General features: G+C 64.7%; 28 protein-coding genes and 1 pseudogene. 13 read left to right on the top strand and 16 right to left on the bottom strand.

Annotated elements, in window-relative coordinates; genetic code table 11:
* Nucleotides 1-11 precede the first annotated feature (11 nt).
* From kdpA to AB7Z56_RS08265, 3 genes are all read right to left on the bottom strand, one after another.
* Nucleotides 12-1,715, bottom strand: coding sequence for a potassium-transporting ATPase subunit KdpA (gene kdpA, locus AB7Z56_RS08275; protein WP_063981390.1), 1,704 nt, complete (start codon nt 1,713-1,715; stop codon nt 12-14).
* A gap of 112 nt (nt 1,716-1,827) precedes the next feature.
* Nucleotides 1,828-1,917, bottom strand: a complete 90-nt coding sequence (locus AB7Z56_RS08270) for a K(+)-transporting ATPase subunit F (protein WP_041953522.1) — start codon at nt 1,915-1,917, stop codon at nt 1,828-1,830.
* An 11-nt stretch (nt 1,918-1,928) separates the two neighbouring features.
* Nucleotides 1,929-2,153, bottom strand: a complete 225-nt coding sequence (locus AB7Z56_RS08265) for a hypothetical protein (RefSeq protein WP_187387946.1) — start codon at nt 2,151-2,153, stop codon at nt 1,929-1,931.
* A 380-nt stretch (nt 2,154-2,533) separates the two neighbouring features.
* Between AB7Z56_RS08265 and AB7Z56_RS08260 the strand changes: the two genes are divergently transcribed.
* The 4 genes from AB7Z56_RS08260 (at nt 2,534) to dapA (ending at nt 4,624) form a co-directional block, all read left to right on the top strand.
* On the top strand, nt 2,534-3,001 hold the full coding sequence (locus AB7Z56_RS08260; RefSeq protein WP_063981389.1) for a hypothetical protein: 468 nt from the start codon (nt 2,534-2,536) through the stop codon (nt 2,999-3,001).
* A 20-nt stretch (nt 3,002-3,021) separates the two neighbouring features.
* Entirely contained in the window at nt 3,022-3,300 is a 279-nt protein-coding gene (locus tag AB7Z56_RS08255; RefSeq protein ID WP_081369150.1) for a hypothetical protein, read from the top strand.
* A gap of 133 nt (nt 3,301-3,433) precedes the next feature.
* On the top strand, nt 3,434-3,688 hold the full coding sequence (locus AB7Z56_RS08250; RefSeq protein WP_063981387.1) for a hypothetical protein: 255 nt from the start codon (nt 3,434-3,436) through the stop codon (nt 3,686-3,688).
* 18 nt (nt 3,689-3,706) lie between these two features.
* On the top strand, nt 3,707-4,624 hold the full coding sequence (dapA, locus tag AB7Z56_RS08245; protein ID WP_063981386.1) for a 4-hydroxy-tetrahydrodipicolinate synthase: 918 nt from the start codon (nt 3,707-3,709) through the stop codon (nt 4,622-4,624).
* Nucleotides 4,625-4,660: 36 nt separating this feature from the next.
* On the opposite strand, the gene AB7Z56_RS08240 is transcribed toward dapA, so the two are convergent.
* Nucleotides 4,661-4,954 carry a hypothetical protein gene (locus tag AB7Z56_RS08240; protein WP_187387945.1) on the bottom strand — a complete coding sequence of 98 codons (294 nt, stop codon included), beginning with the start codon at nt 4,952-4,954 and terminating at the stop codon, nt 4,661-4,663.
* Nucleotides 4,955-5,155: 201 nt separating this feature from the next.
* Between AB7Z56_RS08240 and AB7Z56_RS08235 the strand changes: the two genes are divergently transcribed.
* The 5 genes from AB7Z56_RS08235 to AB7Z56_RS08215 all read left to right on the top strand — a co-directional run bounded on the left by AB7Z56_RS08235 (nt 5,156) and on the right by AB7Z56_RS08215 (nt 8,381).
* A complete protein-coding gene (locus tag AB7Z56_RS08235) occupies nt 5,156-5,347 on the top strand; it encodes a hypothetical protein (RefSeq protein ID WP_063981384.1) in 192 nt (63 codons plus the stop codon).
* A 17-nt stretch (nt 5,348-5,364) separates the two neighbouring features.
* Nucleotides 5,365-5,763 carry a hypothetical protein gene (locus AB7Z56_RS08230; RefSeq protein ID WP_063981383.1) on the top strand — a complete coding sequence of 133 codons (399 nt, stop codon included), beginning with the start codon at nt 5,365-5,367 and terminating at the stop codon, nt 5,761-5,763.
* Nucleotides 5,764-5,853: 90 nt separating this feature from the next.
* Nucleotides 5,854-5,982, top strand: a complete 129-nt coding sequence (locus AB7Z56_RS08225) for a hypothetical protein (protein WP_256376468.1) — start codon at nt 5,854-5,856, stop codon at nt 5,980-5,982.
* 158 nt (nt 5,983-6,140) lie between these two features.
* Entirely contained in the window at nt 6,141-6,776 is a 636-nt protein-coding gene (gene upp, locus AB7Z56_RS08220) for a uracil phosphoribosyltransferase (RefSeq protein ID WP_063981382.1), read from the top strand.
* Between the two features lie 33 nt (nt 6,777-6,809).
* Nucleotides 6,810-8,381 carry an AMP-binding protein gene (locus AB7Z56_RS08215; protein WP_063981381.1) on the top strand — a complete coding sequence of 524 codons (1,572 nt, stop codon included), beginning with the start codon at nt 6,810-6,812 and terminating at the stop codon, nt 8,379-8,381.
* A gap of 23 nt (nt 8,382-8,404) precedes the next feature.
* Here AB7Z56_RS08215 and AB7Z56_RS08210 read toward each other — a convergent pair whose 3' ends face one another.
* From AB7Z56_RS08210 to AB7Z56_RS08190, 5 genes are read right to left on the bottom strand one after another with little or no spacing between them, the layout of a single operon-like run.
* On the bottom strand, nt 8,405-9,637 hold the full coding sequence (locus AB7Z56_RS08210) for an acetyl-CoA hydrolase/transferase family protein (protein ID WP_063981380.1): 1,233 nt from the start codon (nt 9,635-9,637) through the stop codon (nt 8,405-8,407).
* Between the two features lie 31 nt (nt 9,638-9,668).
* Nucleotides 9,669-10,835, bottom strand: a complete 1,167-nt coding sequence (locus tag AB7Z56_RS08205; RefSeq protein WP_063981379.1) for an acyl-CoA dehydrogenase family protein — start codon at nt 10,833-10,835, stop codon at nt 9,669-9,671.
* 36 nt (nt 10,836-10,871) lie between these two features.
* Nucleotides 10,872-12,161 carry a TRAP transporter large permease gene (locus AB7Z56_RS08200; protein ID WP_063981378.1) on the bottom strand — a complete coding sequence of 430 codons (1,290 nt, stop codon included), beginning with the start codon at nt 12,159-12,161 and terminating at the stop codon, nt 10,872-10,874.
* Nucleotides 12,162-12,173: 12 nt separating this feature from the next.
* On the bottom strand, nt 12,174-12,728 hold the full coding sequence (locus AB7Z56_RS08195; RefSeq protein WP_441256182.1) for a TRAP transporter small permease: 555 nt from the start codon (nt 12,726-12,728) through the stop codon (nt 12,174-12,176).
* 40 nt (nt 12,729-12,768) lie between these two features.
* Nucleotides 12,769-13,797 carry a TRAP transporter substrate-binding protein gene (locus AB7Z56_RS08190; protein ID WP_283017524.1) on the bottom strand — a complete coding sequence of 343 codons (1,029 nt, stop codon included), beginning with the start codon at nt 13,795-13,797 and terminating at the stop codon, nt 12,769-12,771.
* Nucleotides 13,798-14,022: 225 nt separating this feature from the next.
* Between AB7Z56_RS08190 and AB7Z56_RS08185 the strand changes: the two genes are divergently transcribed.
* The 4 genes and pseudogenes from AB7Z56_RS08185 to AB7Z56_RS08170 all read left to right on the top strand — a co-directional run bounded on the left by AB7Z56_RS08185 (nt 14,023) and on the right by AB7Z56_RS08170 (nt 17,335).
* Nucleotides 14,023-15,225 (top strand): CaiB/BaiF CoA transferase family protein, encoded by a 1,203-nt coding sequence (locus AB7Z56_RS08185; RefSeq protein WP_063981376.1) that lies wholly within the window; start codon nt 14,023-14,025, stop codon nt 15,223-15,225.
* 30 nt (nt 15,226-15,255) lie between these two features.
* Nucleotides 15,256-15,723, top strand: a pseudogene (locus AB7Z56_RS08180) (MaoC family dehydratase); the annotation flags it as partial.
* On the top strand, nt 15,723-16,574 hold the full coding sequence (locus tag AB7Z56_RS08175; protein WP_063986125.1) for an HpcH/HpaI aldolase/citrate lyase family protein: 852 nt from the start codon (nt 15,723-15,725) through the stop codon (nt 16,572-16,574). The pseudogene AB7Z56_RS08180 and the gene AB7Z56_RS08175, both read left to right, overlap by 1 nt.
* 17 nt (nt 16,575-16,591) lie before the next feature.
* A complete protein-coding gene (locus AB7Z56_RS08170) occupies nt 16,592-17,335 on the top strand; it encodes an IclR family transcriptional regulator (protein ID WP_063981375.1) in 744 nt (247 codons plus the stop codon).
* 10 nt (nt 17,336-17,345) lie between these two features.
* Here AB7Z56_RS08170 and AB7Z56_RS08165 read toward each other — a convergent pair whose 3' ends face one another.
* The 7 genes from AB7Z56_RS08165 to AB7Z56_RS08135 form a co-directional block, all read right to left on the bottom strand.
* A complete protein-coding gene (locus tag AB7Z56_RS08165; protein WP_084794986.1) occupies nt 17,346-17,762 on the bottom strand; it encodes a hypothetical protein in 417 nt (138 codons plus the stop codon).
* Nucleotides 17,763-17,914: 152 nt separating this feature from the next.
* On the bottom strand, nt 17,915-18,697 hold the full coding sequence (locus AB7Z56_RS08160; RefSeq protein ID WP_063981374.1) for a transporter substrate-binding domain-containing protein: 783 nt from the start codon (nt 18,695-18,697) through the stop codon (nt 17,915-17,917).
* Between the two features lie 38 nt (nt 18,698-18,735).
* Nucleotides 18,736-19,527: a fumarylacetoacetate hydrolase family protein gene (locus AB7Z56_RS08155; protein WP_063981373.1), complete on the bottom strand. Its 792-nt coding sequence runs from the start codon at nt 19,525-19,527 to the stop codon at nt 18,736-18,738.
* 88 nt (nt 19,528-19,615) lie between these two features.
* Entirely contained in the window at nt 19,616-20,434 is an 819-nt protein-coding gene (locus AB7Z56_RS08150) for an alpha/beta fold hydrolase (protein WP_354233152.1), read from the bottom strand.
* Nucleotides 20,434-21,222, bottom strand: a complete 789-nt coding sequence (locus AB7Z56_RS08145; RefSeq protein WP_063981371.1) for an SDR family NAD(P)-dependent oxidoreductase — start codon at nt 21,220-21,222, stop codon at nt 20,434-20,436. Before AB7Z56_RS08145 ends, AB7Z56_RS08150 begins: the two co-directional genes overlap by 1 nt.
* A gap of 17 nt (nt 21,223-21,239) precedes the next feature.
* Complete coding sequence (locus tag AB7Z56_RS08140; protein WP_063981370.1) at nt 21,240-22,211, bottom strand: Bug family tripartite tricarboxylate transporter substrate binding protein; 972 nt, start codon at nt 22,209-22,211, stop codon at nt 21,240-21,242.
* A gap of 40 nt (nt 22,212-22,251) precedes the next feature.
* Nucleotides 22,252-23,688, bottom strand: coding sequence for an MmgE/PrpD family protein (locus AB7Z56_RS08135; RefSeq protein ID WP_063981369.1), 1,437 nt, complete (start codon nt 23,686-23,688; stop codon nt 22,252-22,254).
* Nucleotides 23,689-23,703 lie beyond the last annotated feature (15 nt).

The following is a 23,703-nucleotide window of genomic DNA, read 5'->3' as shown; positions in this document are numbered from 1 at the left end:
ACTCCAAACAATCAGAAGACGTTGCCGGCGTTCATCGCGAGTTGCTCGACGATCGGGCCGAGCGCGAGTGCCGGGAAGAAGGTCAGGCCGCCGATGATCAGGATCACGCCCACGACGAGGCCGACGAACAGCCCGCCTGTAGTCGGGAACGTGCCCGCCGACGGCGGGATCGACTTCTTGGCGGCCAGCGAGCCCGCAATCGCCATCGCCGGAACGATCATGAAGAACCGGCCGACGAACATCGCGGATGCGAGCGTGAGGTTGTAGAACAACGTGTTGCCGGTGAGGCCCGCGAAGGCCGAGCCGTTGTTGCCGGTCGCCGAGGTGAAGGCGTAGAGCACCTCGGTGAAGCCATGCGGGCCGGCATTCGCCATGGAGGCGACCGCCGCCGGATAGACCACGCCGACCGCGGTCCAGCCGAGATACATCAGCGGCAGCACCAGGATCGCGAGCATCGCCATCTTGACTTCGCGCGCCTCGATCTTCTTGCCGACATATTCCGGTGTGCGGCCGACCATCAGGCCGGCGACGAAGATCGCGAGCACGACGAACAGCAGCATGCCATAGAGGCCGGCGCCGACGCCGCCGATGATGACTTCGCCGAGCTGCATGTTGATCAGCGGGATCATGCCGCCGAGCGCGGTGAAGCTGTCATGCATGGCGTTGACCGCGCCGCACGAGGCGGCCGTGGTCACCACGGCGAACAGCGAGGATGCGACGATGCCGAAGCGGACTTCCTTGCCCTCCATGTTGCCGCCGGTCAGGCCGAGTGCATGCATCATCGAGGTGCCGTTGGCTTCCGCCCAGTAGGTGATGGAGACACCGGCGATGAACAGCACGCCCATCACCGCGAAGATCGCCCAGCCCTGGCGCTGGTTGCCGACCATGCGGCCGAACACATTGGTCATGGCCGCGCCGATCAGGAAGATCGAGAGCATCTGCACGAAGTTCGACAGCGCCGTCGGGTTCTCGAAGGGATGGGCGGCGTTGGCATTGAAGAAGCCGCCGCCATTGGTCCCGAGCATCTTGATCGCGACCTGCGAGGCCACCGGGCCGACCGCGATGGTCTGCTTGGCGCCTTCGAGCGTCGTGGCCTCGACGTAAGCACCGAGCGTCTGCGGCATGCCCTGCCAGACCAGGAACAGCGTGTAGACGACGCAGATCGGCAGCAGCACGTAAAGTGTCGTGCGGGTGACGTCGACCCAGAAATTACCGACCGTGCGCATCGAGGCGCGCGAGAATCCGCGGATCATGGCCACCGCGAGCGCGATGCCGGTCGCCGCCGACAGGAAATTCTGGTGCGTCAGGCCGAGCATCTGCACGAGATAGGATACCGTGCTCTCGCCGCCGTAATTCTGCCAGTTGGTATTGGTGATGAAGGAAATCGCGGTGTTGAAGGAGAGATCCTGGGCGACAGCGCCCTGCCCGGCCGGGTTGAACGGCAACACCGCCTGAAGCCGCATCACGCCGTAGATGATCAGGAAGCCGCCGACATGAAACAGCAGCATCGAGACCGTGTAGGTCAGCCAATGCTGCTCGCGCCTCTCTTCGACGCCAGAAAACCAATAAATGCCGGCCTCGATCGGCCGCAGCACCGGCGACAGGAACGTCCGCTCGCCGTTGAACACAGCCGTCATGTACCCGCCGAGCGGTTTTGTCAGCGCGACGATAATCGCGCAAAAGAGAATGATCTGGAGCCAACCGATCATAGTCATGGCATCAACCCTTTAGGACGTTTGTCCTGCGCAGGAGCGGCAGGATCAGGGCAAGCAGGCACGCGACGAGCGCGGCGTCCGCGAGCAGCAATTCGAGAAGCAGCAGCACGGGTCAGAACCGCTCGGGCCGCAGCAGTGCGTAAGTGAGGTAGAACAGGAGACCGAGCGAGACGACGGCGGCGAGCGAATAATCGAAGGTCATGGTCCGCTCCCTCACAGCCGTTCGCAGGCGTAGGTGTAGCCGATCGCAAGCGCGAAGAAGCCAAAGCCCAGCGCCAGCACCAGAATGTCCATCATGGGAATGCTCCTCGTTGCGGCTTTATGTCGGACGCAACCGTTTCTCAGGCGTCCGGCGAGCGCGTGGAACGAAGGAAATGCAAAGCATTTCCACGGCACCAGCCGGGACTTTTGACCGTGTTGAAGTGCCACCACCGGCATAGGTTTTCGAGATGAGGCCTATGGCGAAGTTATATGAATTCTATAAGTGCCGACGCGTCGTGGCTGTTCGCCATGTGGCACCGACACTGTATTCCGGACGGTCGTTCCGAGCAGGCAGCGCAGCGACACAAGCCACCGTTGCTTTCACTACCGTTGTTAAGGCAGGCCATGGCCAGGGTCTTTTCAAAAAGCCCTGCTTCTATAAGCCTCGACCTTCGGCGGCGACGGCGGCCGGGGATCTGTCGCTCTTATCCGGAAGATTCCGTGCACTTATGAAATCCTTATATCGCCCGTCCCGCCCCCATCTCGTTTTCAAATGCGCTTCCAGCCATCTTGGAGAGGCCGGCCGACTGACCGACGCCAATTCCAGGAGGCCTGACATGACCGCCGTTCTCCGACGCCTTGCCCCACCTTCCCTCAACCAGCAGCTTCGCGCGGCACCGGCAATGACGCGTCCGCTGATGCTCGACATCATCGATCAGGCCTGCCGGCGCTTCCCGTCGCGCGGGCGGAGCGAGCGCAGCGCGCATATCACGCGCCTGGTCGACGCCGAGGCCTGGACCGACGCCGCGCTGGCGCTGATCGAGCTCGAGCTGCCGATGTGGCAGGTCCGCCGCATCGCCTATGACGAGGGCGAGTGGCATTGCGCGCTGTCGCGCGAGCGCGAATTGCCGGACTGGCTCGACGCCGCTGTCGAAGCCCGGCATGCCGATCTCGCGCTGGCGTTGCTGTCGGCCTTCATCGAGGTACAGGCATTGGCCGTGGAGGTATCGCGGCCGAGCGTTCCCACCGTGCGCGCCGCCCCGGACCCGCTCTATCAGCCGGTCGCTTGCGAGAATTTCAGCTAGGCCAAGCGGAGGTTCGCGCCTTGCCGCAATCTTCAGACATGTCGCGGGGCCTCAGCCCGACGCGGTTGATCGCGCGCTTTGCCGTCCGCATCGCACTGCTCGTCGCCTTTGCAGCCTTCGGCAGCGTCGGCTTTGCACGCAGCCTCTCCGCCCTGCTCTGGATGTCGATCATCCTGTGCGCCCTCGCCGGCCTCGTCAGGCGCGAGCCGCTGTTCGGTGCCGTCCTCAATCATTGGGACGAGGGCGTTGCCTTCGGCGCCCTGTTCGCGCTGGTTCAGGTCGTCAACGAGCTGGCCTGAACATCGGGCTTTATGACCTTCCTATGAGATCGTCGCGCAGCCTCACTCGAAATCATATTCGCTTGAAAAGATATTGATCGGGTGGTCGCGGGACACGCACCCGCCGCCCGCGTCAATCGGAAGGAATACGAAAGTGAAACTCGTCGAACCTCCCTCGTGCAGCTCTCCCTCGACCATCGTCTTCATCGGCCGCAACCACAGGGGACAGTGGGTCGCCCAGCAGCAGAACGGCCTCTACGGTGGCCTGTTCGTCAACCGCGCCCAGGCCATCAAATATGCGCTGTTCGAAAACGGACAGCACCCCGAGACCATCATCGAGCTGCCACGCGAGATCGAGCTCGACATGGGCAGCAGGCCCGATGCCGCCGCTCCCAAGCGCGCCGCCTGAGCTTCTCGGCAAAAAACCATGTTCATCCCACCCTCCGCCTGGTTCACCGGGTTCATACCGGACCTGCCGACGCCGTTCGATTCGGCCGACGCGATCGACCTGAAGGCGTTCGTCGCGCTCTGCGAGCGTCAGATCGCGGCCGGCGTACCCGCACTGGTGGTGTGTGAGACCGCCGGCGAGGCACCGACGCTCTCGCCGGCCGAGCAGGCGCTGATCATTCGCACCGCGGTCGATGTCGCGCGTGGCCGCGTGCGGATCATTGCCGGCGCCGTGTCGAATTCAACGAGCCACGCCATCGAACTCGCGCGGCGCGCGGAGGCGGCCGGCGCCGATGCCGTGATGTCGGTGGTGCCCGCCTACAACAAGCCGATGCAGGAAGGAATGCTCGCGCACTTCCGCGCCATTGCCGGCTCGATCGGCCTGCCCGTGATCCTGCACGACGCACCCTCCCGCACGCTGCGGCCGCTCGCCGACGAGACGCTTCTGCGTCTCGTCGAATCGCGCCAGTTCGTGGGCTTGCGCGATGCGAGTGGCGACATTACCCGTCCGATGCGCCTGTCCCACCGCCTGCCCGCCGGCTTTCGCTGTCTATCCGGCGACGACACCACCGCCTTCGGCTTCATCGCGGACGGCGGCGATGGCGCGATCTCGGAGATTGCCAACGTCGCGCCGGATCTCTGCCGCACGATTTTTTCACATGTCAGGCAGGGCCGGCTGCAATCCGCCCGGTACCTGCACAGGCGCCTGATCCCCTTGATCGCCTGCCTCGGGAAGGAGAGCCCGGCCGCACTTAAATGTGCACTCGGCGTGCTTGGCCTGATGTCGCCCGCCACAAGGCTTCCGATCGTTCCGCTGGACGCAGCCGCGCAGAGGGAAGTGGTACGCGCATTCGCCGCGATCGCCGACGAGGAGCTGATCGACCGCGTCGGCGCCTGAGGCGTCGCACGGCATCCGGGTATCCCCATGCGGCAATCAATCGAAGGGCCTCACAGGCTGCTCCGCGCCTGGCAGCTCACGCTGCTGCGATTTGCCGTGACGCTCGATGAGTCCGACAGGCTTAATGTCGCCGCGCTCGCGGCGGAGCTCGATCATCTGGGCGGCGGCGCCACGGACTCCCTCCACTTCTTTCGGCGGACCAGCTCGCAACTCTGTGCGGCCATCAGCGGGCAGCGGCAGAGTGTGGAAGCGACGCTGGAATGCTTCTGCAAGCAGATCGAGGAACCGCGGCTGCGGAACGCCTTTGCCGCAGCGATCGGGATGACGCATTCGGATCCTGCGCCGTCTCAGGCCCGGCCGAAGCGGAACCCCGGTCTCTTCAGAGGGCTGCCGGCGCGACGGTCGGCATCCTTATAGCATTCCTATACTGGTGCCTCGGCGCTCATCTCGCAATCCTACGCAACGATGGACATCATAGGAGGCAGATTGCGGCGGCCTCGGCCGCCGCCATGCTGACGAAGGAATGCAGACATGTCGATGCTGACACATGGCGTTGAGCGCTCCCTTGGCTGGGCCGAACGCCCCGCACGGATCTCGCCGGAGCGCAAGGCGCAGCTCAAGCGCATCGCGCTCAGCGCGCTGACCCTGCTCTCGATGGGCAGCGTGCTCGCAGCGCTGATCGCGCTGAAGACCGCGATCTATGTCTGGCACCTCCACGCCTGACGGCATGGGAGACCATCATGACCTTGCAGATGTGTGAGGAAGCCGCGATGACCGCGATCGCCCTTCAAGCCACGCGCCGCCAGCCCGAGCGACCGACAATGGCCGCGTCCGCGGCGTGCCTTGGACCGATCGACCCGGATGTCATAAGCACCGCCATCCCCGCCTTCTTCATCGGGCGCAACAGCGCCGGCCTCTGGGTCGCGCGGGAGGCGCATGGACGCATCGGCGGTCTCTTCCTGTTCAAGAGCTCAGCGGTCGATTTCGCCAACCGGCAGAGTGGCCTCGCAAGATGCGCGCTGGTGTTTCCCGCCGAGACCTTCGAGCTCGATATCGAGAACCGCGGCAATCCGCTGATTGCGCTGGCGGAGGGCGCGAGGCGGCTCCTGGCCCGCGCGGCGGCAAGGCTGCGGACATGATTGAGCTCAAGATCGCCATCCTGGTTGCGGTGATGGGGGCATTGCTGCTCGGCATGCGCATCGGCGCCGCGCCTGCCACGGACAAGTAGCATGCAGCTCCTCAAGGGAAATCTGGAGCAGGCGGTCACGACGACGATCCTGACCATGACGCTGAGCCTGATCTGGGGCGCGATCCTGACAATCGTGATCACGCTCGTGGCACGCGGGCTGGGAGTTTAGAATCCGGCACATCGATGGACCGTGAATTGACCATGGCTGCCTACGAGGCCAGCAGCCGGGTGCGCAGCGCCGTCGCGATGCCCGCCTGAGGCCGCGTATCCCCGCGAAAAGATCTGGCCGATCTGGCGCAATTTCACGGAACCGTGTAGATCGGTTTCATGAGCACAAGCAGCGTCAATGTCGTCGCCCACCCCCTGGTCCAGCACAAGCTCTCCCTCATGCGGGAGAAGGACCGCTCGACCAAGAGTTTTCGCGAGATCCTGAACGAGATCGGGATGCTGCTCGGCTACGAGGTGACGCGCGATCTGCCACTGGAGCTCGTCGAGATCGAGACGCCGATCTCCCCGATGCGGGCACCGAAGATCGCCGGCAAGAAGCTCACGCTGGCGCCGATCCTGCGCGCCGGCGTCGGCTTCCTCGACGGCATGCTGGCGCTGATGCCGTCGGCGCGCATCGCCCATATCGGGCTCTACCGCGACCCCGAGACATTGCAGGCCGTGGAATATTACTTCAAGGCGCCGCAGGACCTGTCCGACCGCACCGTGATCCTGATGGACCCGATGCTGGCGACCGGCAACTCGGCCTGCGCCGGCGCCTCCCTGCTCAAGGCGCGCGACGCCCGCGACATCCGCTTCGTCTGCCTTCTGGCCGCGCCCGAAGGCATCGCGCAGTTCCAGAGCGAGCATCCCGACGTGCCGATCTGGACCGCCGCGATCGACGAGCGGCTCAACGACCACGGCTACATCGTGCCGGGCCTGGGCGATGCCGGCGACCGGATGTTCGGCACCAAGTAGACAGGTCTGCGCGATCGGGTTAGTCCGGTTGCCATGAGCGTCAACCAATTCTCGCTTCAATCGCTGATCGGCACCGAAGGCGCCGAGCCCGCCTTCGTGTTTGACCGCAGGCCGGTCTCGCGCGCGGAATTCTCCGGGAAGGTCGAGCAGACCGCCGCATGGCTTGCCGCGCAAGGCATCGGCCAGGGCGACGTGGTCGCGGTCTGGCTGGTCAACCGGGTCGAATGGATCGCACTGCTGTTCGCCGCCGCCCGCTGCGGTGCGATCGTGGCCGCGGTCAATACCCGCTACCGCAGCGCGGAAGTCGGCCATCTGCTCAAGGTGTCCGGCGCCAGGCTGATGGTGGTCGAGGCCGCCTTCCGCTCGATCGATTTTTCCGCCATCCTCGCCGAGGTCAGCAGGGACGAAGTGCCTGCGCTGCAAAGGCTCGTGGTGGTCGGCGGGGATGCGATCCCCGCACACTGGCCCTGTGCGCACTTCGATGCGTTCGAGAAGTCCTATCCGCCAGCGCCGCCGGCGCAGGACGATGTCGATCTGCCGGTGCTGCTCTACACGACATCGGGCACGACCAAGGGGCCGAAGCTCGTCGCGCATTCGCAGCGGACGCTCGCCACGCACGCCGCCTCCGTCGCCAAGGCGCTAAAACTCGCGCCACAGCGCCATTCGCTGCTGGCCATGCTGCCGTTCTGCGGCACCTTCGGCATGACCAGCCTGCTCGGCTTCATCGCAGCCGGCGCGACCATCCATGTGCTCGATGCTTTCGAGGCGGCATCAGCGTCGAAGGTCCTTGGCGAACACAAGATCACGCACGCCTTCGGCTCCGACGAGATGTTCCGCCGCATCCTCGCGCTCGCCGATGCGCCACGGCCATTCCCGCATCTCGAAGTCTGCGGCTTCGCCGCGTTCCAGCCCGGCTGGCGTGAGCTCGCCGCGGAGGCCGAGGCGCGCGGCATGCCGCTGTTCGGCCTCTACGGCTCGAGCGAGGTGCAGGCGCTGTTCTCGATCGCCCGCCCCGGTGATGCCTTCGCCGATCGCATCGAAGGCGGCGGCTGGCCGATGTCTCCCGGCGCGAAGGTGCGCGTGCGCGATACCGAGACCGGGGAGCTGGCGGCGCAAGGCATCTCCGGCGAGATCGAGATCAGCGCGCCCTCGTGCTTCCTCGGCTATTTCAACAACCCGGATGCGACGCGCGATGCGATCACTGCCGACGGCTTCTTCCGCACCGGCGACATCGGCCGCCTGCGCGGCGACGGCGCCTTCGTCTACGAGACCCGCGCGGGCGATGCGATGCGGCTCGGCGGCTTCCTGGTTGCGCCGGGCGAGATCGAGGACGAGCTCAAAGCCTGCACGGGGGTTGCCGACGCCCAGGCTGTCGCGATCGATCTTAGGGGTCAGGCGCGCTGCGTCGCCTTTGTGATCCCGGCCAAGGAGCCGCCGCAGCAGGAGATGCTGGTGGCGCGCCTGCGCGAGCGGCTCGCCGGCTACAAGGTGCCGGCCCGAATCTATATCGTCGACGCTTTCCCCGTCACCGACAGCGCCAACGGTGTGAAAATCCAGCGCGCCCGGCTTCGCGCCATGGCAATGGAACGGATCGCCGCCGAATAGGCCGGCCTGTTTCAGATAGCTCGCTAGTGCGCGGCGCGAAGTTGTGCCGACAGCGCATCGCGGTGCCCGGGCGCCGCGATCGCGATCATGCGGCGCGCGCGCTCGGCAAGTCCGCAACCGCGCAGCTCCGCAACGCCCCATTCGGTCACGATGGCATCGACGTCGGCGCGCGGCGTCGTCACGGTCTCCACATTGACGACAATGCGGCTGGTCCCGTCGGACGCCGTCGCCGGCAGCGCGATGATCGCCCTGCCCCCGGGCGATGCATTGGCACCGCGCACGAAATCGAGCTGCCCGCCGATGGCGCCGATCGCGACGCCGTTCAGCGTCTCGGAATTGACGCTGCCGTCGAGCCCGACCTGGAGCGCCGAGTTGATCGCGACCAGCCGGCTGATCCGCGCCAGCACGTTCTGGCCGTGCGTGTACAACGTCGGTCGCACCGAAACAGCCTTGTTCTCGTGCACGAAGCGATAGAGCCGCTTCGTGCCGATCACCTGGTTCGTCACCGTGATCCCGGCATCGATTCCCTTCTCCGCATTCGTCACCGCGCCGCGCTCGATCAGGTCGACGACGGCGTCGTTGATCAGGCCGGAATGGATGCCGAGATTGCGCGCATGCGACAGCGAAGACAGGATCGCATCCGGAATCCGGCCGACGCCGAACTGAAGCGTGCTGCCGTCGGCGATCAGGCTCGCCGCATGTGACGCGATTTTCCGTGAGACGTCATCAAGTGGCGCCGGCGGCAGTTCGACGGGCGGACGGCGAGCGGCGACCCGCAGATGGATCGGCGCGTCCGCAGGCCATTCCGCGCCAAACGTCCAGGGCGCATCCGGATTGATCTCGGCGATGACGATGCGCGCGCCCCGTGCGGCATCGATGACATAATCGTTGGAGAGGCTTGCGCTCAATCGACCATCGCCGGACTCGGCGAGTTGCACCAGCACCACATCCGCACGGTGGCGCCGTGAGGCGAAATCGGCGCAGAAGGCGCTGTAGTTGCTCGGGATCACGTCGAGCCGTCCCGCTTTCGCGAGCCGCCGCGCATTCCCGATCACACCATAGCTCTGGAACGAGATGTTGGGCGCGCACGCCGCGGAAAAGGTGTCGGAGAATATTGGACCGACCATCATGCGGAACGCCGGCAGATGCCCGGCTTGCGCGACCAGCGCTTCGGTCAGGGTGACCGGCTCAGCCGTTGCCTGCCCGCACACGACACGGTCGCCCTCCCGGATCAGGCCGGAGAAGTCGACTTCCATTGGCGTCCCCGCTAAGCGATCCGCGCGAAGACTAGTAAGACTTCGCCAGACCGAGCACCTTTTCCGCAATGAAGCTGAGCGCGAGCTGCGGGCTGACCGGTGCGATGCGCGGGATCAGGACTTCACGCAAATAGCGCTCGACGTGGAATTCCTTGGCATAGCCGAAGCCGCCATGGGTCATCACGGCCTGCTCGCAGGCATGGTATCCGGCTTCGCCTGCGAAATATTTCGCGGCGTTCGCACCAGCGCCGCTGGGCAAGCCCTTGTCGTACTGCCAGGCTGCCTGCATCACCATCAGCCAGGCCGCCTCGAGCTCGACCCAGTTCACCGCGAGCGGATGCTGGATGCCCTGGTTCTTGCCGATCGGCCGATTGAACACCACGCGCGTCTTGGCGTATTCGGTCGCGCGCGACAGCGCGAGCTTGCCGAGGCCGACGGCTTCGGCGGCGATCAGGATACGCTCGGGGTTCATGCCTTCGAGGATATACTGAAAGCCCTTGCCCTCTTCGCCGATGCGGTCCTCCATCGGGATCTCGAAATCCTCGAAGAACAGCTCGTTGGAATCGACGATCTTGCGACCCATCTTCTCGATCTCGTGGACCTTGATCTTCTTGCGATCGAAATCGGTGTAGAACAGGCTCAGCCCATGGGTTGGCGAGCGCACGTCCTCCAGCGGCGTGGTGCGCGCCAGCAGCAAGATCTTGTGCGCGACCTGCGCGGTGGAGATCCACACTTTCTGGCCGTTGACGATGTAGCGGTCGTTCTTGGCCACAGCACGCGTCTTGAGCTGCGTGGTGTTGAGGCCTGTGTTGGGCTCGGTGACGGCGAAGCACGCCTTCTCGCGGCCCTCGACCATCGGCGGCAGCATGCGCTTGCGCTGCTCTTCGGTGCCGAACACCACGACGGGGTTGAGCCCGAAGACGTTGATGTGCACCGCGGAGGCGCCGGACATGCCGGCGCCGGATTCCGCGATGGCGCGCATCATGATCGCGGCTTCGGTGATGCCGAGCCCGGAGCCGCCATATTCCTCCGGCACGCAGATGCCGAGCCAGCCGGCATCGGCCATTGCCTTGTGAAAGTCATGCGGGAAGCCGCCGTCGTGGTCCTTCTTCAGCCAATAGGCGTCGGGAAAGTCCTCGCAAACTTTTGCAACGGCGGCACGAATGGCTTCCTGCTGATCGGTGAGCGCGAAATCCATGTTCTTGATCTCCTTATTGGGAGCCGAGCTCCGATCCTAGCGCCCCATCTGCGAGGGCAGCCAGAGAATGATCGAGGGAAACGCCACCAGGATCGCGATTGCGATCAGGTGCGCGATGAAATGCGGGAAGGTACCGTGGAAGACTTCCGCCACCGGTCGCTTGGCATAGCGGGCGACGATAAAACAGTTCAGCCCGACCGGCGGCGTGATCATGCCGACCTCGGCGGTGACGATCTTGATGACGCCGAACCAGATCGGATCGAAGCCGAGCGTCTTGATCAGCGGCAGCACGATCGGCACGGTCAGCACCAGGATTGCGATCTGGTCCATGAACGAGCCGAGCACGATGTAGCCGCACAGGATCAGCGTGATGATCACCCAGCGCGAAGCGGGCAGGCTGCCGATCCAGGCGACGAGGTCCTGCGTGACATGGGTGAGCGTGAAGAAATAGCCGAAGATCGAGGCACCGACCAGGATCATGATGATCATGCAGGTGCCGTGGCAGGCGCGCAGCAGCGTCGCATAGAGCGATGACGGCGTGATCTTGCCCTTGACGATGGCGAGCAGGAAGGCGCCGAACGCACCGAAGGCGGAGGCTTCCGTCGGCGTCGCGACGCCGAGATAGATCGTGCCTGTCACGATCGAGAACAGCACCACCATCGGCGAGACCTGCCACAACAGCGCGAATTTCTCGCGCCACGGTACAGACTTCGCGGCCGGTGCGCGCGAAGGGTCCTGCCAGACCAGGAAATAGATCGTGGCCATGATGGTGAACGTCACCAGGATCGCCGGGATGATGCCGCTGATCAGGAGCTTGCCGATGTTCACCTCCGCCAGCAGGCCGAAGATGACGAGCGCAACGCTGGTCGGCAGCAGCATCGACAACGTGCCTGAGATCGCAACGACGCCGGCCGCCATCTTCGGCTCGTAGCCCTGGCGGATCATCGCCGGCAGGCTGGTCGAGGACAGCGTCGCGGCCGATGCCGTCGAGGTGCCGCAGATCGCACCGAAGCCGGCGCCTGCGAGCGCAGTTGCCATGCCGAGGCCACCGGGAATGCGGCCGACCCAGGCCGATGCCGTCTTGAACAGATCGTCCGCGACGCCCGACAGCAGCACGAGGTCTGCCATCAAGAGAAACATCGGAATGGTGATCAGCTCGTAGGCCGAGACGGTCGAGAGCGGCGCGGTCTGCAGGATGCCGAGCAGCGTGGGCCATCCGCCGACCATCACGAGGCCGACCGAGCCGGAAAAGGCCATGGCGAAACCGACGGGCGTGCCGAGCGCGAGCAGGCCGAATAGCAGGGCGAGAACGATGAAAGGGGTCATGAAGGCCTGCCGTTACTCGAAGCTGCGTGCTTCGCCGACGCCGGTCACCGGCGGCAGCGGATACAGATCGCGGCCGCTGACGAGGCTCAGCACGTTGCCGACGAGCTGCAGCGCGAGCCGCAGCACCAGCACGCCGCAGCCGAACGGCACCAGCGCCGCCGAAATCCAGGTCGGCCAGGGGATCGCGCCGGAGAGCACGTCGTGCTGCTCGTAATTCTCCAGCGCGCGCTCGAAGCCGACCTTGCAGATTAGGATGAACACGAACAAGCCGGCGAGCGCGGTGACGATCTCGGACAACCGCCGCCCCGTCAGCGAGAAGCGCGACAAGAGGATGTCCACGCCGACATGGACATGCTCACGCAAGGCGTCCGACAGCGTCAAGAAGAACACACCGGCGAGGAGGTAGAGTCCGATCAGATCATAGGTGAAGGAGAACGGACTGTTCAGCGCGTAACGCATGAACACGTCGGTCACCACCAGCAGCATGATCACGAACATGAACACCACCGCGATCACCGTCAGCGCGCGTTCCAGCGCGCCGAGCACATCTCCTGCCCGTTTGATCACCTCTAGCGTCTCCCTGTTGGATATCGGACTACCTGGCGCTTTACTTGGCGCCGCCCGCGGTGAGCAGATCGTCGAACTCCTTCAGCGCGGCAGACGCCTGCTTGCCGCGGCTGTCGAGCCCGCTCGCCCACTCCTTGCCGACGCCCTTGAGCTTGTCCTTGATCTCGGTGCGCGTCGCCTCTGGCAGCGGATCGAAGCTGATGCCTTCGTCCTGCATTTGCTTCTTGGTGACTTCGCCTTCCTTTTCGACGCCGGCGCAGGCTTGCGGCGTAATCGCCTCCGAAGCCTCGTTCATCGCCTTCTTCACGTCGTCGGGCAGCTTGTCCCAGACCGACTGGTTGATGGAATAGGCGACGATGAAGCTGCCGAAGCTGACGCCTTCGGTGGCGTGCTTGACCAGCTTGTCGAGGCCGTAGGAGACGACGCTGTCGAGCGGGAACAGCAGGCCGTCCATGGTGCCGCGCGACAGCGACTCATAGGCATCGGGCGCAGCCATGCGCACCGGCACGGCGCTGAGCGCACGCAGCGTCAGGTCCTGCGCGCCGCCCGTGGTGCGCAACTTCAGGCCCTGCATGTCCTTGGTGGTTTCCACCTTCGACTTGACGGTCCACACCTGGTAGGGCGGCAGCACTACGGCGAGCAGCAGCTTGATCTTGTTCGGCGCGTATTCCTGCTTGGCGAGAATGCCTTCACGCGCGATCTTCCAATAGGCGAGTGTGCCCTGGCAGCTGGTTGCGAACGCACCCGGCAATTGCGCGACTTCCGAGAGCGGCATCTTGTCGGAGACATAGGACGGTCCGATGTAGCCGATGTCGACCACGCCGGACTGCGTCAGACGCAACATGTCGGCGGCTTTGCCGATCTGCTGGTTCGGATAATAGGTGAAGGTCACCGTGCCATTGGTGCGCCTGGTGACGTCGTCCATCCAGGGCTTCAGCATCAGGCGGACGAGATAGTGACCGGCGGGGAAGCTATCGGCGACCTTCAGCTCCAGGGCCTGCGCCTGCAGCGTCGAGACCGGCAGCGAGAGAGCGAGCACTGCTGCGGCCCTGACCAGATTCTTCTTCATGTCGTTCTCCTTGACGCGTCCCCACGCCGAACGCGGCAGCGAATTGCTGCGGCGCCGTCCGGCCCTCGCTCTATTTCTTGCTTGAAAATGTACATATAGGTGAATTTATCTGTCAAGTATATGAACTATGCATGGAGCTATGCGTCGTAGACCGGAGCCGTCGAATTGACACGGCTACTTTATGAACTTTAACTCCACCTATATGAATTTATCCAACGAGGCCTCATGGGACCGCTCGCCGGCTTCACCATTCTCGACCTGACCTCGGTGCTGATGGGCCCCTACGGCACCCAGGTGCTGGCGGACATGGGCGCCGACGTGATCAAGGTCGAAAGCCCCGAGGGCGACATCGTTCGCCAGATCGGTCCCGGCCGCACGCCCGGCATGGGCGGGATGTTCCTCAATGCCAATCGCGGCAAGCGCAGCATCGTGCTCGACCTGAAGAAGACGGAAGGCCGCGACACCTTGCTGCGGCTGGCGAAGCAGGCCAACGCGCTCGTCTACAATGTGCGCCCGCAGGCGATGGCCCGGCTCGGCCTCGACTACGAGACGCTAGCCGCGATCAATCCCGCTCTCGTCTATGTCGGCGCGTTCGGCTACGGCCAGTCCGGCCCCTATGCCGCAAAGCCCGCCTATGACGATCTCATCCAGGGCGCCGCCACGATTCCGACGCTGCTTGCGGCGGCCGGCGACGGCACGCCGCGCTACGTTCCCGTCACCATCGCCGACCGCATCGTCGGCCTGATGCTGGTCAATGCGATCATGGGCGGGCTGATGCATCAGAGCCGCACCGGCGAAGGCCAGCGCATCGACGTTCCGATGTTCGAATCGATGACGGAGTTCGTGCTGGTCGATCATCTGGGCGGCCTCACCTACGATCCGCCGCTCGATCATGGCGGCTATGCCCGCCTGCTCTCGCGCTATCGCCGCCCCTACAAGACCAGCGACGGTTATCTCTGTGTCCTCATCTACAACGACAAGCACTGGCGCAGCTTCTTCGAGGCGATCGGACAGCCGCATTTCCTCGATCAGCCGCGCTTCGCCAACCATGCGTCGCGGACGAAGCACATCGACGAGATCTACGAGGAGATCGGCCACATCTTCCTCACACGCACCACCGCAGAATGGCGCGATCTGCTCGAGCGCGCCGACATTCCGGTGATGCCGATGCACACCCTGGAAACGATCCTCGACGATCCGCATCTCCAAGCCGTCGACTTCTTCAGGACCGTCGATCATCCCGTCGAAGGCCGGATTCGCCAGATGCGCGTGCCCTCCACCTGGAGCGTGACCCAGCCGGAAGCCGCCGGCCCCGCACCGACGCTCGGCCAGCATGGCCGCGACATTTTGCGCGAGGCCGGCTTCTCGACCGAGGAGATCGAGCAGCTCGCAGAGCAAAAAGCAGTTCACCTGGCCGCGCCGCCCTAACGGCAGCGCTGGCCAGAATCGCAGCGATACAGGGAGGAAACCGCGATGGCCGGACTTTATTTCGAGGACTTTTCCGTGGGCCAGGAGTTCAGGCATCCGCTGACCCGGACCGTCACGGAGATGGACAACACCATGTTCAGCCTGCTGACGCTCAACCCGCAGCCGCTGCATATCGACGCGCATTTCGCTGAAAAGACCGAGTTCGGCCAGCGCATTTTCAACAGCCTTTACACCCTCGGCATCATGATCGGCATGACGGTCTATGATACGACCATGGGGACCACCGTTGCCAATCTCGGCATGACCGACGTCACGTTCCCAAAACCGGTCTTCCATGGCGACACCTTGCGGGCGACGACGAAGGTGCTTTCGTTGAGGGAATCCAAATCGCGCCCGAGAGCGGGTATCGTCGAGTTCGAGCACCACGCCTTGAACCAGAACGACGAGATCGTCGGCAAATGCCGCCGCATGGCGATGATGCACAAGAGGCCGGTCTGATGCGTTCGATGCTATTCGTGCCGGGGGATTCCCCGCGCAAATTCGAGAAGGCGAGCGAAGGCAAGGCCGACGCGCTGATCATCGATCTCGAGGATTCCGTCGTCACGGAGAAGAAGCCGGAAGCGCGCGGGCTGACGCTTGCGATGCTGAAGGGCCGCCCCGGCCCGCATCAGCTCTATGTCCGCGTCAACGCGCTCGACACCGACCTGACGCTCGCCGATCTCGCCGCGGTCATGCCCGGCAAGCCCGACGGCATCGTGCTGCCGAAATCGCAAGGCGGCGACGACGTGCGCCAGGTTGCAACCTGGCTCGAAGCCTTGGAAGCCGCGGCCGGCATCACGGTCGGCGCGACCCGCATCGTCTGTGTCGCGACGGAGACGGCCAGCTCGATCTTCGGGCTTGGCAGCTACAAGGGCTGCTCCCCTCGCCTCGCCGGATTGATGTGGGGTGCGGAGGATCTCTCGGCCTCGCTCGGCGCCACCGAGAAAGCCTCGGGCGGCGTGTTCCACAGCCCCTATCGGCTCGCGCGCGATCTCTGCCTGATGGCGGCGGCCGCGGCCGAAGTCGCGCCGATCGACACCGTCTATACCGACATCGACAACCTCGCCGGCCTCGAGCAGGAAACGCGGGCGGCGCGGCGCGACGGCTTTTCGGCGAAGGCGCTGATCCATCCGAAACATGTCGACGTCGTCAACGCGGCATTCGAGCCGACCGAGGCTGAGCGCACCTGGGCGGAAAAAGTGATCGCGGCATTCGCGAGCAATCCGAACTCCGGCACGCTGCGGCTCGACGGCCAGATGATCGACAAGCCGCATCTTCGCGCCGCGAAGAAGATCCTCGGCCAGACCTAGATCGGAACGCCGCCACCATGATCGTTCGCCAAGCCGCAAACGTCCTGGAGATCATGGAATTCTTCGCGCAAACGAGGAAGCCGGCGACGCTTGCCGAGATCGCCGATCATTTCGGCTGGCCGCGCTCGTCGACCTTCAACCTGCTCGCGACGCTGTCCGAGAAGGGCTACCTCTATGAACCGCGGCCGCGCGCCGGATTCTATCCGACGCCGCGCTGGCTGGCGATGGCACGGATGATCTCCGAGGTCGAGCCGCTGCCGCCGTGGACGCATCAGCTGATCGCAGATCTCTCCGCCGAGACGGGCGAGACCGCATCGATCGTGGCGCCGGCCGGCGTGATGGCGGTGTTCATCGACGTCGTCGAATCCCAGGCCGCGATCCGCTATTTCGCGACCATCGGCCACCGCGTGCCGATCCACGCCACCGCCAGCGGCCGCGCCCTGCTGCTGCAATATTCGCAGGAAGAGCGCGACTCCGTCTATCGCAAGATCGAGTTCAAGCAATACGGGCCCTCGACGCCGATCAGCATCGAGGCGGTCGAGATCGAGCTGCGCAATTCGATCGCGCGCGGCTATTGCCAGAGCTTCGCCGATTACAGCCGCGACCTCGCCGGCGCGGCGATCCCGCTGCCGATCGGTGACCGCCGGCTCTCGGTCGTCGTCGCAGGGCCGGAATTTCGCATTGGTCCAAAAGTGCCGGAGGTGGCCGCGCTGATCGCACGGACCGTCGACCGGCTGCGGCCGAAGACGACCGCGGCCTAAAGCCGGAGCCTCATTCGAGTCCCTGAACGGGCGGGGTCGAAGTCTCCGCCGGCGGAGCCGGGGCAGCTTGAACTGGCTGCACCGGGGGCGTGGCTTGAGCCGGCGGATTGCTGGCAGCTCTGATCTGGCCGTTGGCATTCATCGCCTCACGCGCGCGCGGCGGAGCGCCGGTCGCGGCTGCGCGGTACGCCTCGCGGCGTGGCGGCTGCTGGTGTCTTGCCGACCGCGAACCTCTCACGCCCCATGACCTCGCGATTGAAGGACCGGCGGTATAGCCAATCACTGCACCCGCGACCGCACCGACCGGACCGAGCACGACGGCCCCGGACACGGCGCCTATCGCCGCAGCACCAGCGCGCTCCTGCGCAACGGCGCTCGCAGGCACGCCAGCCAGCAGCACGACCGCAGTGATCAAAACTTTCTTCATCGGAGCGCCTCCCTCTCGGGAGATCACTCTTACTCAAATATGGCCGCACGAGGTTTGTTCGTTGCCCAACACGGGGCAATGGCCGATGGAACTCCGGCAATTCAAAGACCCCCGCCGCCAGTCGCGGTTCCAGCGGACGCAGTTCGGCGCAACTACGGCGCGATCTTGTCGCTGGTAAATCCATTACCATCGAGCGCACGACGCACGGTCCCGTCTACCTTGGCTTCATCCAGGAAGCGCGCCGCCCAGGCCTTCGCCACGGCCTTGCCCTTGGGAACGACCACGACCACGCCGGTCGATTGAATAACTTCGTCCAGCACCTTGGTTCCGGGCAGCTTTCGCGAAAGGTCTTCCAGAGCTCCCATGCCCATCGCCAGAGCATCGAGCTGCCCCTTGCCGATCAATTCGGCCGCCTCTTCCGGCTTCACGAACTTTGTCAGCTTCGCCTGCATCAGCGATTTCTCGACCGTACGTGACGTCGATGTCCCTTCGATGCAGCCGACCCGCATGCCGGCGCGATCGACATCCGCAACGATCAGGATGTCCGAACCGGCCCGCACGAGATAGCCGCTCATATAGGCGACGTAAGCAGGCCCCTGGTCCACGAACGCCTCGCGCTTGACGTCCGCCGGCATGAAGGAGAGATCCCAGACGTCCTTGCTGCCGGCCGCGGCGATCTCGTCGGAGCTCTGATATTCGACGAGCTGGAGCGGAACGTGCAGCTTGTCAGCGGCGGCCCTGGCGAGCTCGACCGTGACGCCGCGCGGCTTTCCGGTCGAAGGATCGCGCGTGGTCCAGAAGGCCGACGCGGCCGGGCCGACGGCCACCGCTACGCGGAGCGCTCCCGTCGGCGCGATGTCCACGGGGCCTTCGGCCTTTGCAACGGTGATCGCAAAGGCCAGACTCAACGTGGCGATCACAGCATGCCGCAACATGAGCACCTCCCGACGCGATACTTGGCTGCAGGGATCGGTTAAACGATCTTGATCGACATATCAGGCAGGCCCTCGAGCTTGCACAGCAGCACGTCGCCCTTCACCACCGGGCCGACATTCTCTGGCGTGCCGGAATAGATGATGTCGCCAGCTTTCAGCTCGAACGCTTCGGAGAGCTTTGCGATCTGCTCGGCAACGCTCCAGATCATCTTGCTGAGATCCGAGTTCTGTTTCACCGTGCCATTGATCGCCAGCGAAATGGCGCCCTTCTCGAAATGGCCGGTCTTGCTGGCCGGATGGATCGGCCCGATCACCGCGGCGTGGTCAAAGCTCTTGCCGATCTCCCAGGGCTTCTTTTCCGCGGCCATGCCGTTCTGGAGATCGCGCCGGGTCATGTCGAGGCCGAGCGCGTAGCCATAGACGTGATCGAGCGCCTTGTCGGCCGGGATGTTGGTGCCTCCCGATTTCAGCGCGGCGACCAGTTCGACCTCGTGATGATAGTTCTTGGTCAGCGACGGATAGGGATGGTCGGCGACCTCGCCCACCGCAACGTTCTGGATAGCATCCGTCGGCTTCTGGAAGAAGAACGGCGGCTCGCGGTTCGGATCCGAGCCCCGCTCGATCGCGTGCGCGGCATAGTTGCGGCCGATGCAGTAGATGCGGCGGACCTGGAACACCTGGGTCTCGCCGACGATCGGGATCGCGACCATCGGCACCGGGAAGATCGGCTTGGGTGCGGCCTGCGCCGCAGCCGGCGCCGCCTCAGTAAGGCCTGCCGCTGTCATCGCGGCCGCGGCAGTGAGCACGCTGCGTCGCGTGGTTTTTGTCATGGCTTCACTCCCTGATATTTGCCGTTTCTTGTCGAACGGTAGTCTTAGAGCCAAATGCAGGGCGGGCCAATGGCCCGCCCTGTGCATCTTAAGTCGCGACGCGATCGAAGAACGCGCGAACTTTTTGCGCGCAGACGTCCGGGTCAGTCGCGGCGACGTGATAGGAATCGCCCGGCAGCACTTCCAGCTTCGAGCCCAGAATCGTTTCCTGCCATGCCTTCACGGAGGCGACGTCGCCAAGACCGGAGCCGGTCGTGGTGATCACCAGCGTCGGACGCTTGATGGACGGAAGTTCGCCGGTGACGTCGACCGTCGGCACCATCTGTAGGAATGCCTCCAGCGTCGAAGCCTTGGTCTTCGACATCAGCTTGATCCACCAGTCCGGCGCCGGCGGCGGCAGCGAGGAGCCGAGGCGGCCGGCCGTGGTCTCGCGCACCCAGGGCTCGACGCCCTGCTCGCGGATCTGCTTGCGCCAGGTCGGCGCCCGCTCGTTGAACGAGGTGAGCGAGGCCGGCGCACCGACCGCGGCGACTGCGATCACGCGATCCGGGTGTTTTGCGGTCAGGTGCATCGCCAGCGTGCCGCCGATCTTGCCGCCAACCAGGAAAACGCGATCGAGCTTCAGCACGTCCAGCATCCGGATGATGTCGTCGCCAAGGCCTGCGAAGCGGTAAACGTAGTCGCCCTGCATCGGTGTCGAATCGCCATAGCCGCGCAGGTCAGGCCGCACCACCAGATGATGCGTGGCGAAATACGGCACCCAGCGCCGGAACGCCTCGCCGCTCTCGGCGAGCCCGTGCAGCATCACGACCGGCGGTTTGACGTCCCATGGCAGCAGATAATCGTCGATGCGAACCGCAAGCTCGCAATCCTCGCTGACACCGATCTTCCGCAGTTCGCTAGCCATTAGATACACCTCGTTCCACCGCCATCGACATTGATGCAGGTACCAGTAATGAAGGACGCGCGGTCTGAACAGAGGAACGCGACGATGCCGGACACCTCGTGCGGCTGCCCGACGCGGCCGAGCGGAACCGAGGCGATCGCCGCAGCATTGGTCGCGCCCTGATCCTGGCCCGAGATCGCCGCACCTTGAGAGATGAGGCTGTCCCAGCGGTCGGTCTGCACCGGTCCGGGATTGACGCCGGTGACCAGCACATTGTCCGGCGCGCATTCCTCGGCGAGCGCCAGCGTGAAGTTCAGCAGCGCGGCATTGACCGCGCCGCCCGCCATATAGGCCGCGCGCGGCTGGTGGCCGCTGCGGCCGATGATGTTGATGACGCGGCCCCAGCGGCGGTCGCGCATTTCCGGCAGGACATTGCGCGCACAGCGCATGTAGCCAAGCAGCTTCAGCTCGATCGACTTGGCCCAGGTCGCATCCGGCGTCTCCGCGATCCGGCCCATCGGCGAGGCGCCGGCGTTGTTGACGAGGATATCGATGCGGCCGAAGGCCTCGCGCGCGGTGGTCATTGCACGGGCGATGTCGTCAGGCTTGGTCATGTCGCCGGCACAGGCAATCACGCGCCGGCCGGTGTCCCGCGACATCTCTTGCGCCGCCGCCGCAAGCCGCTCGGCGTCGCGCGCGACGATGACGACATGCGCCTGCTCGCGCGCGAGTTCGGCGGCAATGGCACGACCGATGCCGACGCTGCCGCCGGTCACGACGGCAACCTTGCCGCCCAGGTTCAGATCCATGACGCTACCCTAACTCGCTAATCGACCGTGGCGCCGGAGGCCTTGACGAGCTTGCCCCATTTTGCGGTTTCTTCCGTCATGAACTGACCGAATGTGTCGCCGAAAACGGTGCCGGGCTCGGCCCCGAGTTCAGCGAGCCGCTTCTTGACATCCGGCATCTTCAGAATGGTCTCGAGCTCGCCGCTCAGCTTGGCGAGCGCGGGCGCAGGCGTCTTGGCCGGCGCCACCAGTCCGAACCAGGACGAAGCCTCGAAGCCGGGAATGGTGTCGGCCACGGTCGGCACGTCGGGCAGTGCTTCCGCACGCTTGGTACCGGCAACCGCGATCGCATTGATGGCCTTGCCCTGCACCTGCGGCAGCACCGCGGGCATGTTGTCGAACATGAAGGGGATCTGGCCCGCGAGCAGGTCGTTCATCGCCGGCGCCGCGCCACGATAGGGCACGTGGACGATGTCGACGCCGGCCATGCTCTTGAGCAATTCGCCCGCCAAATGATTCGTCGAGCCGATGCCGGACGAGCCGAAATTCAGCGAGCCCGGCTTGGCCTTGGCCAGCGCGATCAGTTCGCCGACGTTCTTCGCCTGCACCGACGGATTGACAACCAGCACGATCGGCACCGAGGCGATCAGCGCCACCGGCGCAAAGGCTTTTGCAGGATCGAACGGCAGCTTCTTGTAGAGCGAGCCGTTGATCGTCAGCGGAGGCGGCGCGGTCAGCAGCAAGGTGTAGCCGTCGGGCTCTGCGCTCGCGACCGTCTCGGCACCGATATTGCCACCGGCGCCGCCGCGGTTCTCAACGAGGAAGGTCTGGCCGTTCCGCTCAGTCAGCTTCTGCGCGACGATGCGGGCGATGATGTCGTTGGACCCGCCGGCCGGGAACGGCACGATGATCTTGACGGGTCGGGAGGGATAATCCTGCGCTACCGCGAAGCCGGAGAACAGAACGGCCGCACAGGCGGCCACAAAGGTGCGTCGCATAACCCCGCGCATGGGCACTTCCTTGATGTTTGTCTTGTTGTTGATTGATTCATCACGCCGTCAGCAATGGCCTCAACTTGCCGACGTCGTCAAGCCGTTCGAGATGACCAATCTGGTCGATCAGCTTCTCGGCCCTGTCACTGCCCAATACCGGTGCAATCAGATCCCGCGTCTTGGCCGCCACGGCTTCCGTACTCAGCGGATTCTCCTTGGTGCCCGGCGGATATTTCGTGAAGTGCTCGACCTTCTTGCCATCGGTCAATGTCACTTCGACGACAGCGCCGCGCGGCGCTACCGGGTCCATCAGTGCCTTGTCGTCGGCCAGCGTCACCTTGGCGCGCTGTTCGAGGATCTTGGGGTCGTGCATCAGCGCGACGTCGTGACTGTCGTTGAACGACACGGCGCCCTTGACCAGCGCGACAGCCACGAGATGCTGGCAGTTGACGTCTGGCATCGCGCTCTCGCCCACAATTCCCATCGCATCGGTCGGCAGCTTGACCAGGATGCTACGCACGTTGTCTGGCGCGAGGCTGTGCTGCTTGCGCAGCGTCAACATCGCATCCAGCGGCGACTGGATGGGATAGCCGACCGAAAATGTCTTGATTGCGGTCTCCGTGACGTAGAAGCGACTGCCAAGCTCTTTCACCATCTCTTCCGGCTTCGGATCGCTCGACAGTGCAATGAAGAGATTATGCGTGCCGTCGAGCACGTCGTCGACGCCTGTTAAGCCATTCTTCACCATGTCGACGGCCATCACGCCGTTGCGTGCGCCCATGCCGGCGAAGTCGAAGGCCTTCTCGATATGGTCCTTGTCCTTGACCCAGCTCCAGAGGCCGGACACCTGCTGCGACGAATAGGAGATCGCGTAGCGCGTCCCCTTCTCGTCGAGCTGAGCCAGCGATGCGGCGGCGCCGAGCGCGCCAAATGTCGACGACGTTCCCTCCGCGCTCCGATGCGAGCCGCGCACGAGATCCGGGCCCAGCGCCATCAGCAGCCGGCAGGTCAGGTCGTAGCCGAGCGTAACGGCGCGAATGAAATCCTGTCCGCTGCGATGCTCGCGCTCGCCAATCGCGAGTGCAGCCGGCACGACCGAACACCCAGGATGCGCCTTGGTGACGGGCTCGAAATCGTCGGTCTCGTCGGCATGCGCACACATCGCGTTGGCCAATGCCGCGTTGACCGCCGTGGTGCGGAAATCGGAACCGATCACGGATGCCTGCTCATCACCGCCGAGCGTGCGAATATATTTCAATGCCATCTCGCCCGGCCGCATGCGTGAGCCCGACACCATCGCACCGAGCGTATCGAGAATGCGATGCTTGCATTCGAGCAGCACCTGCTCCGGCAGCTCCTGGTCGCGCGCGGCGACCATGTAGCGGGCGAGACGCTCGGTGACACCTGGGCTCGCCGCGAGAGCCGCACGACCGCCGGTCGCGGCCAAGGCGGCAACCGAACCGGCGGACTGCAGGAAACGGCGGCGTGACGGCATGCTGTTCTCCTCCGC

Source organism: Bradyrhizobium sp. 482_C4_N1_8, assembly GCF_052075965.1.
GTDB lineage: Bacteria > Pseudomonadota > Alphaproteobacteria > Rhizobiales > Xanthobacteraceae > Bradyrhizobium > Bradyrhizobium barranii.
This window is presented reverse-complemented; position numbering and strand designations above follow the sequence as displayed.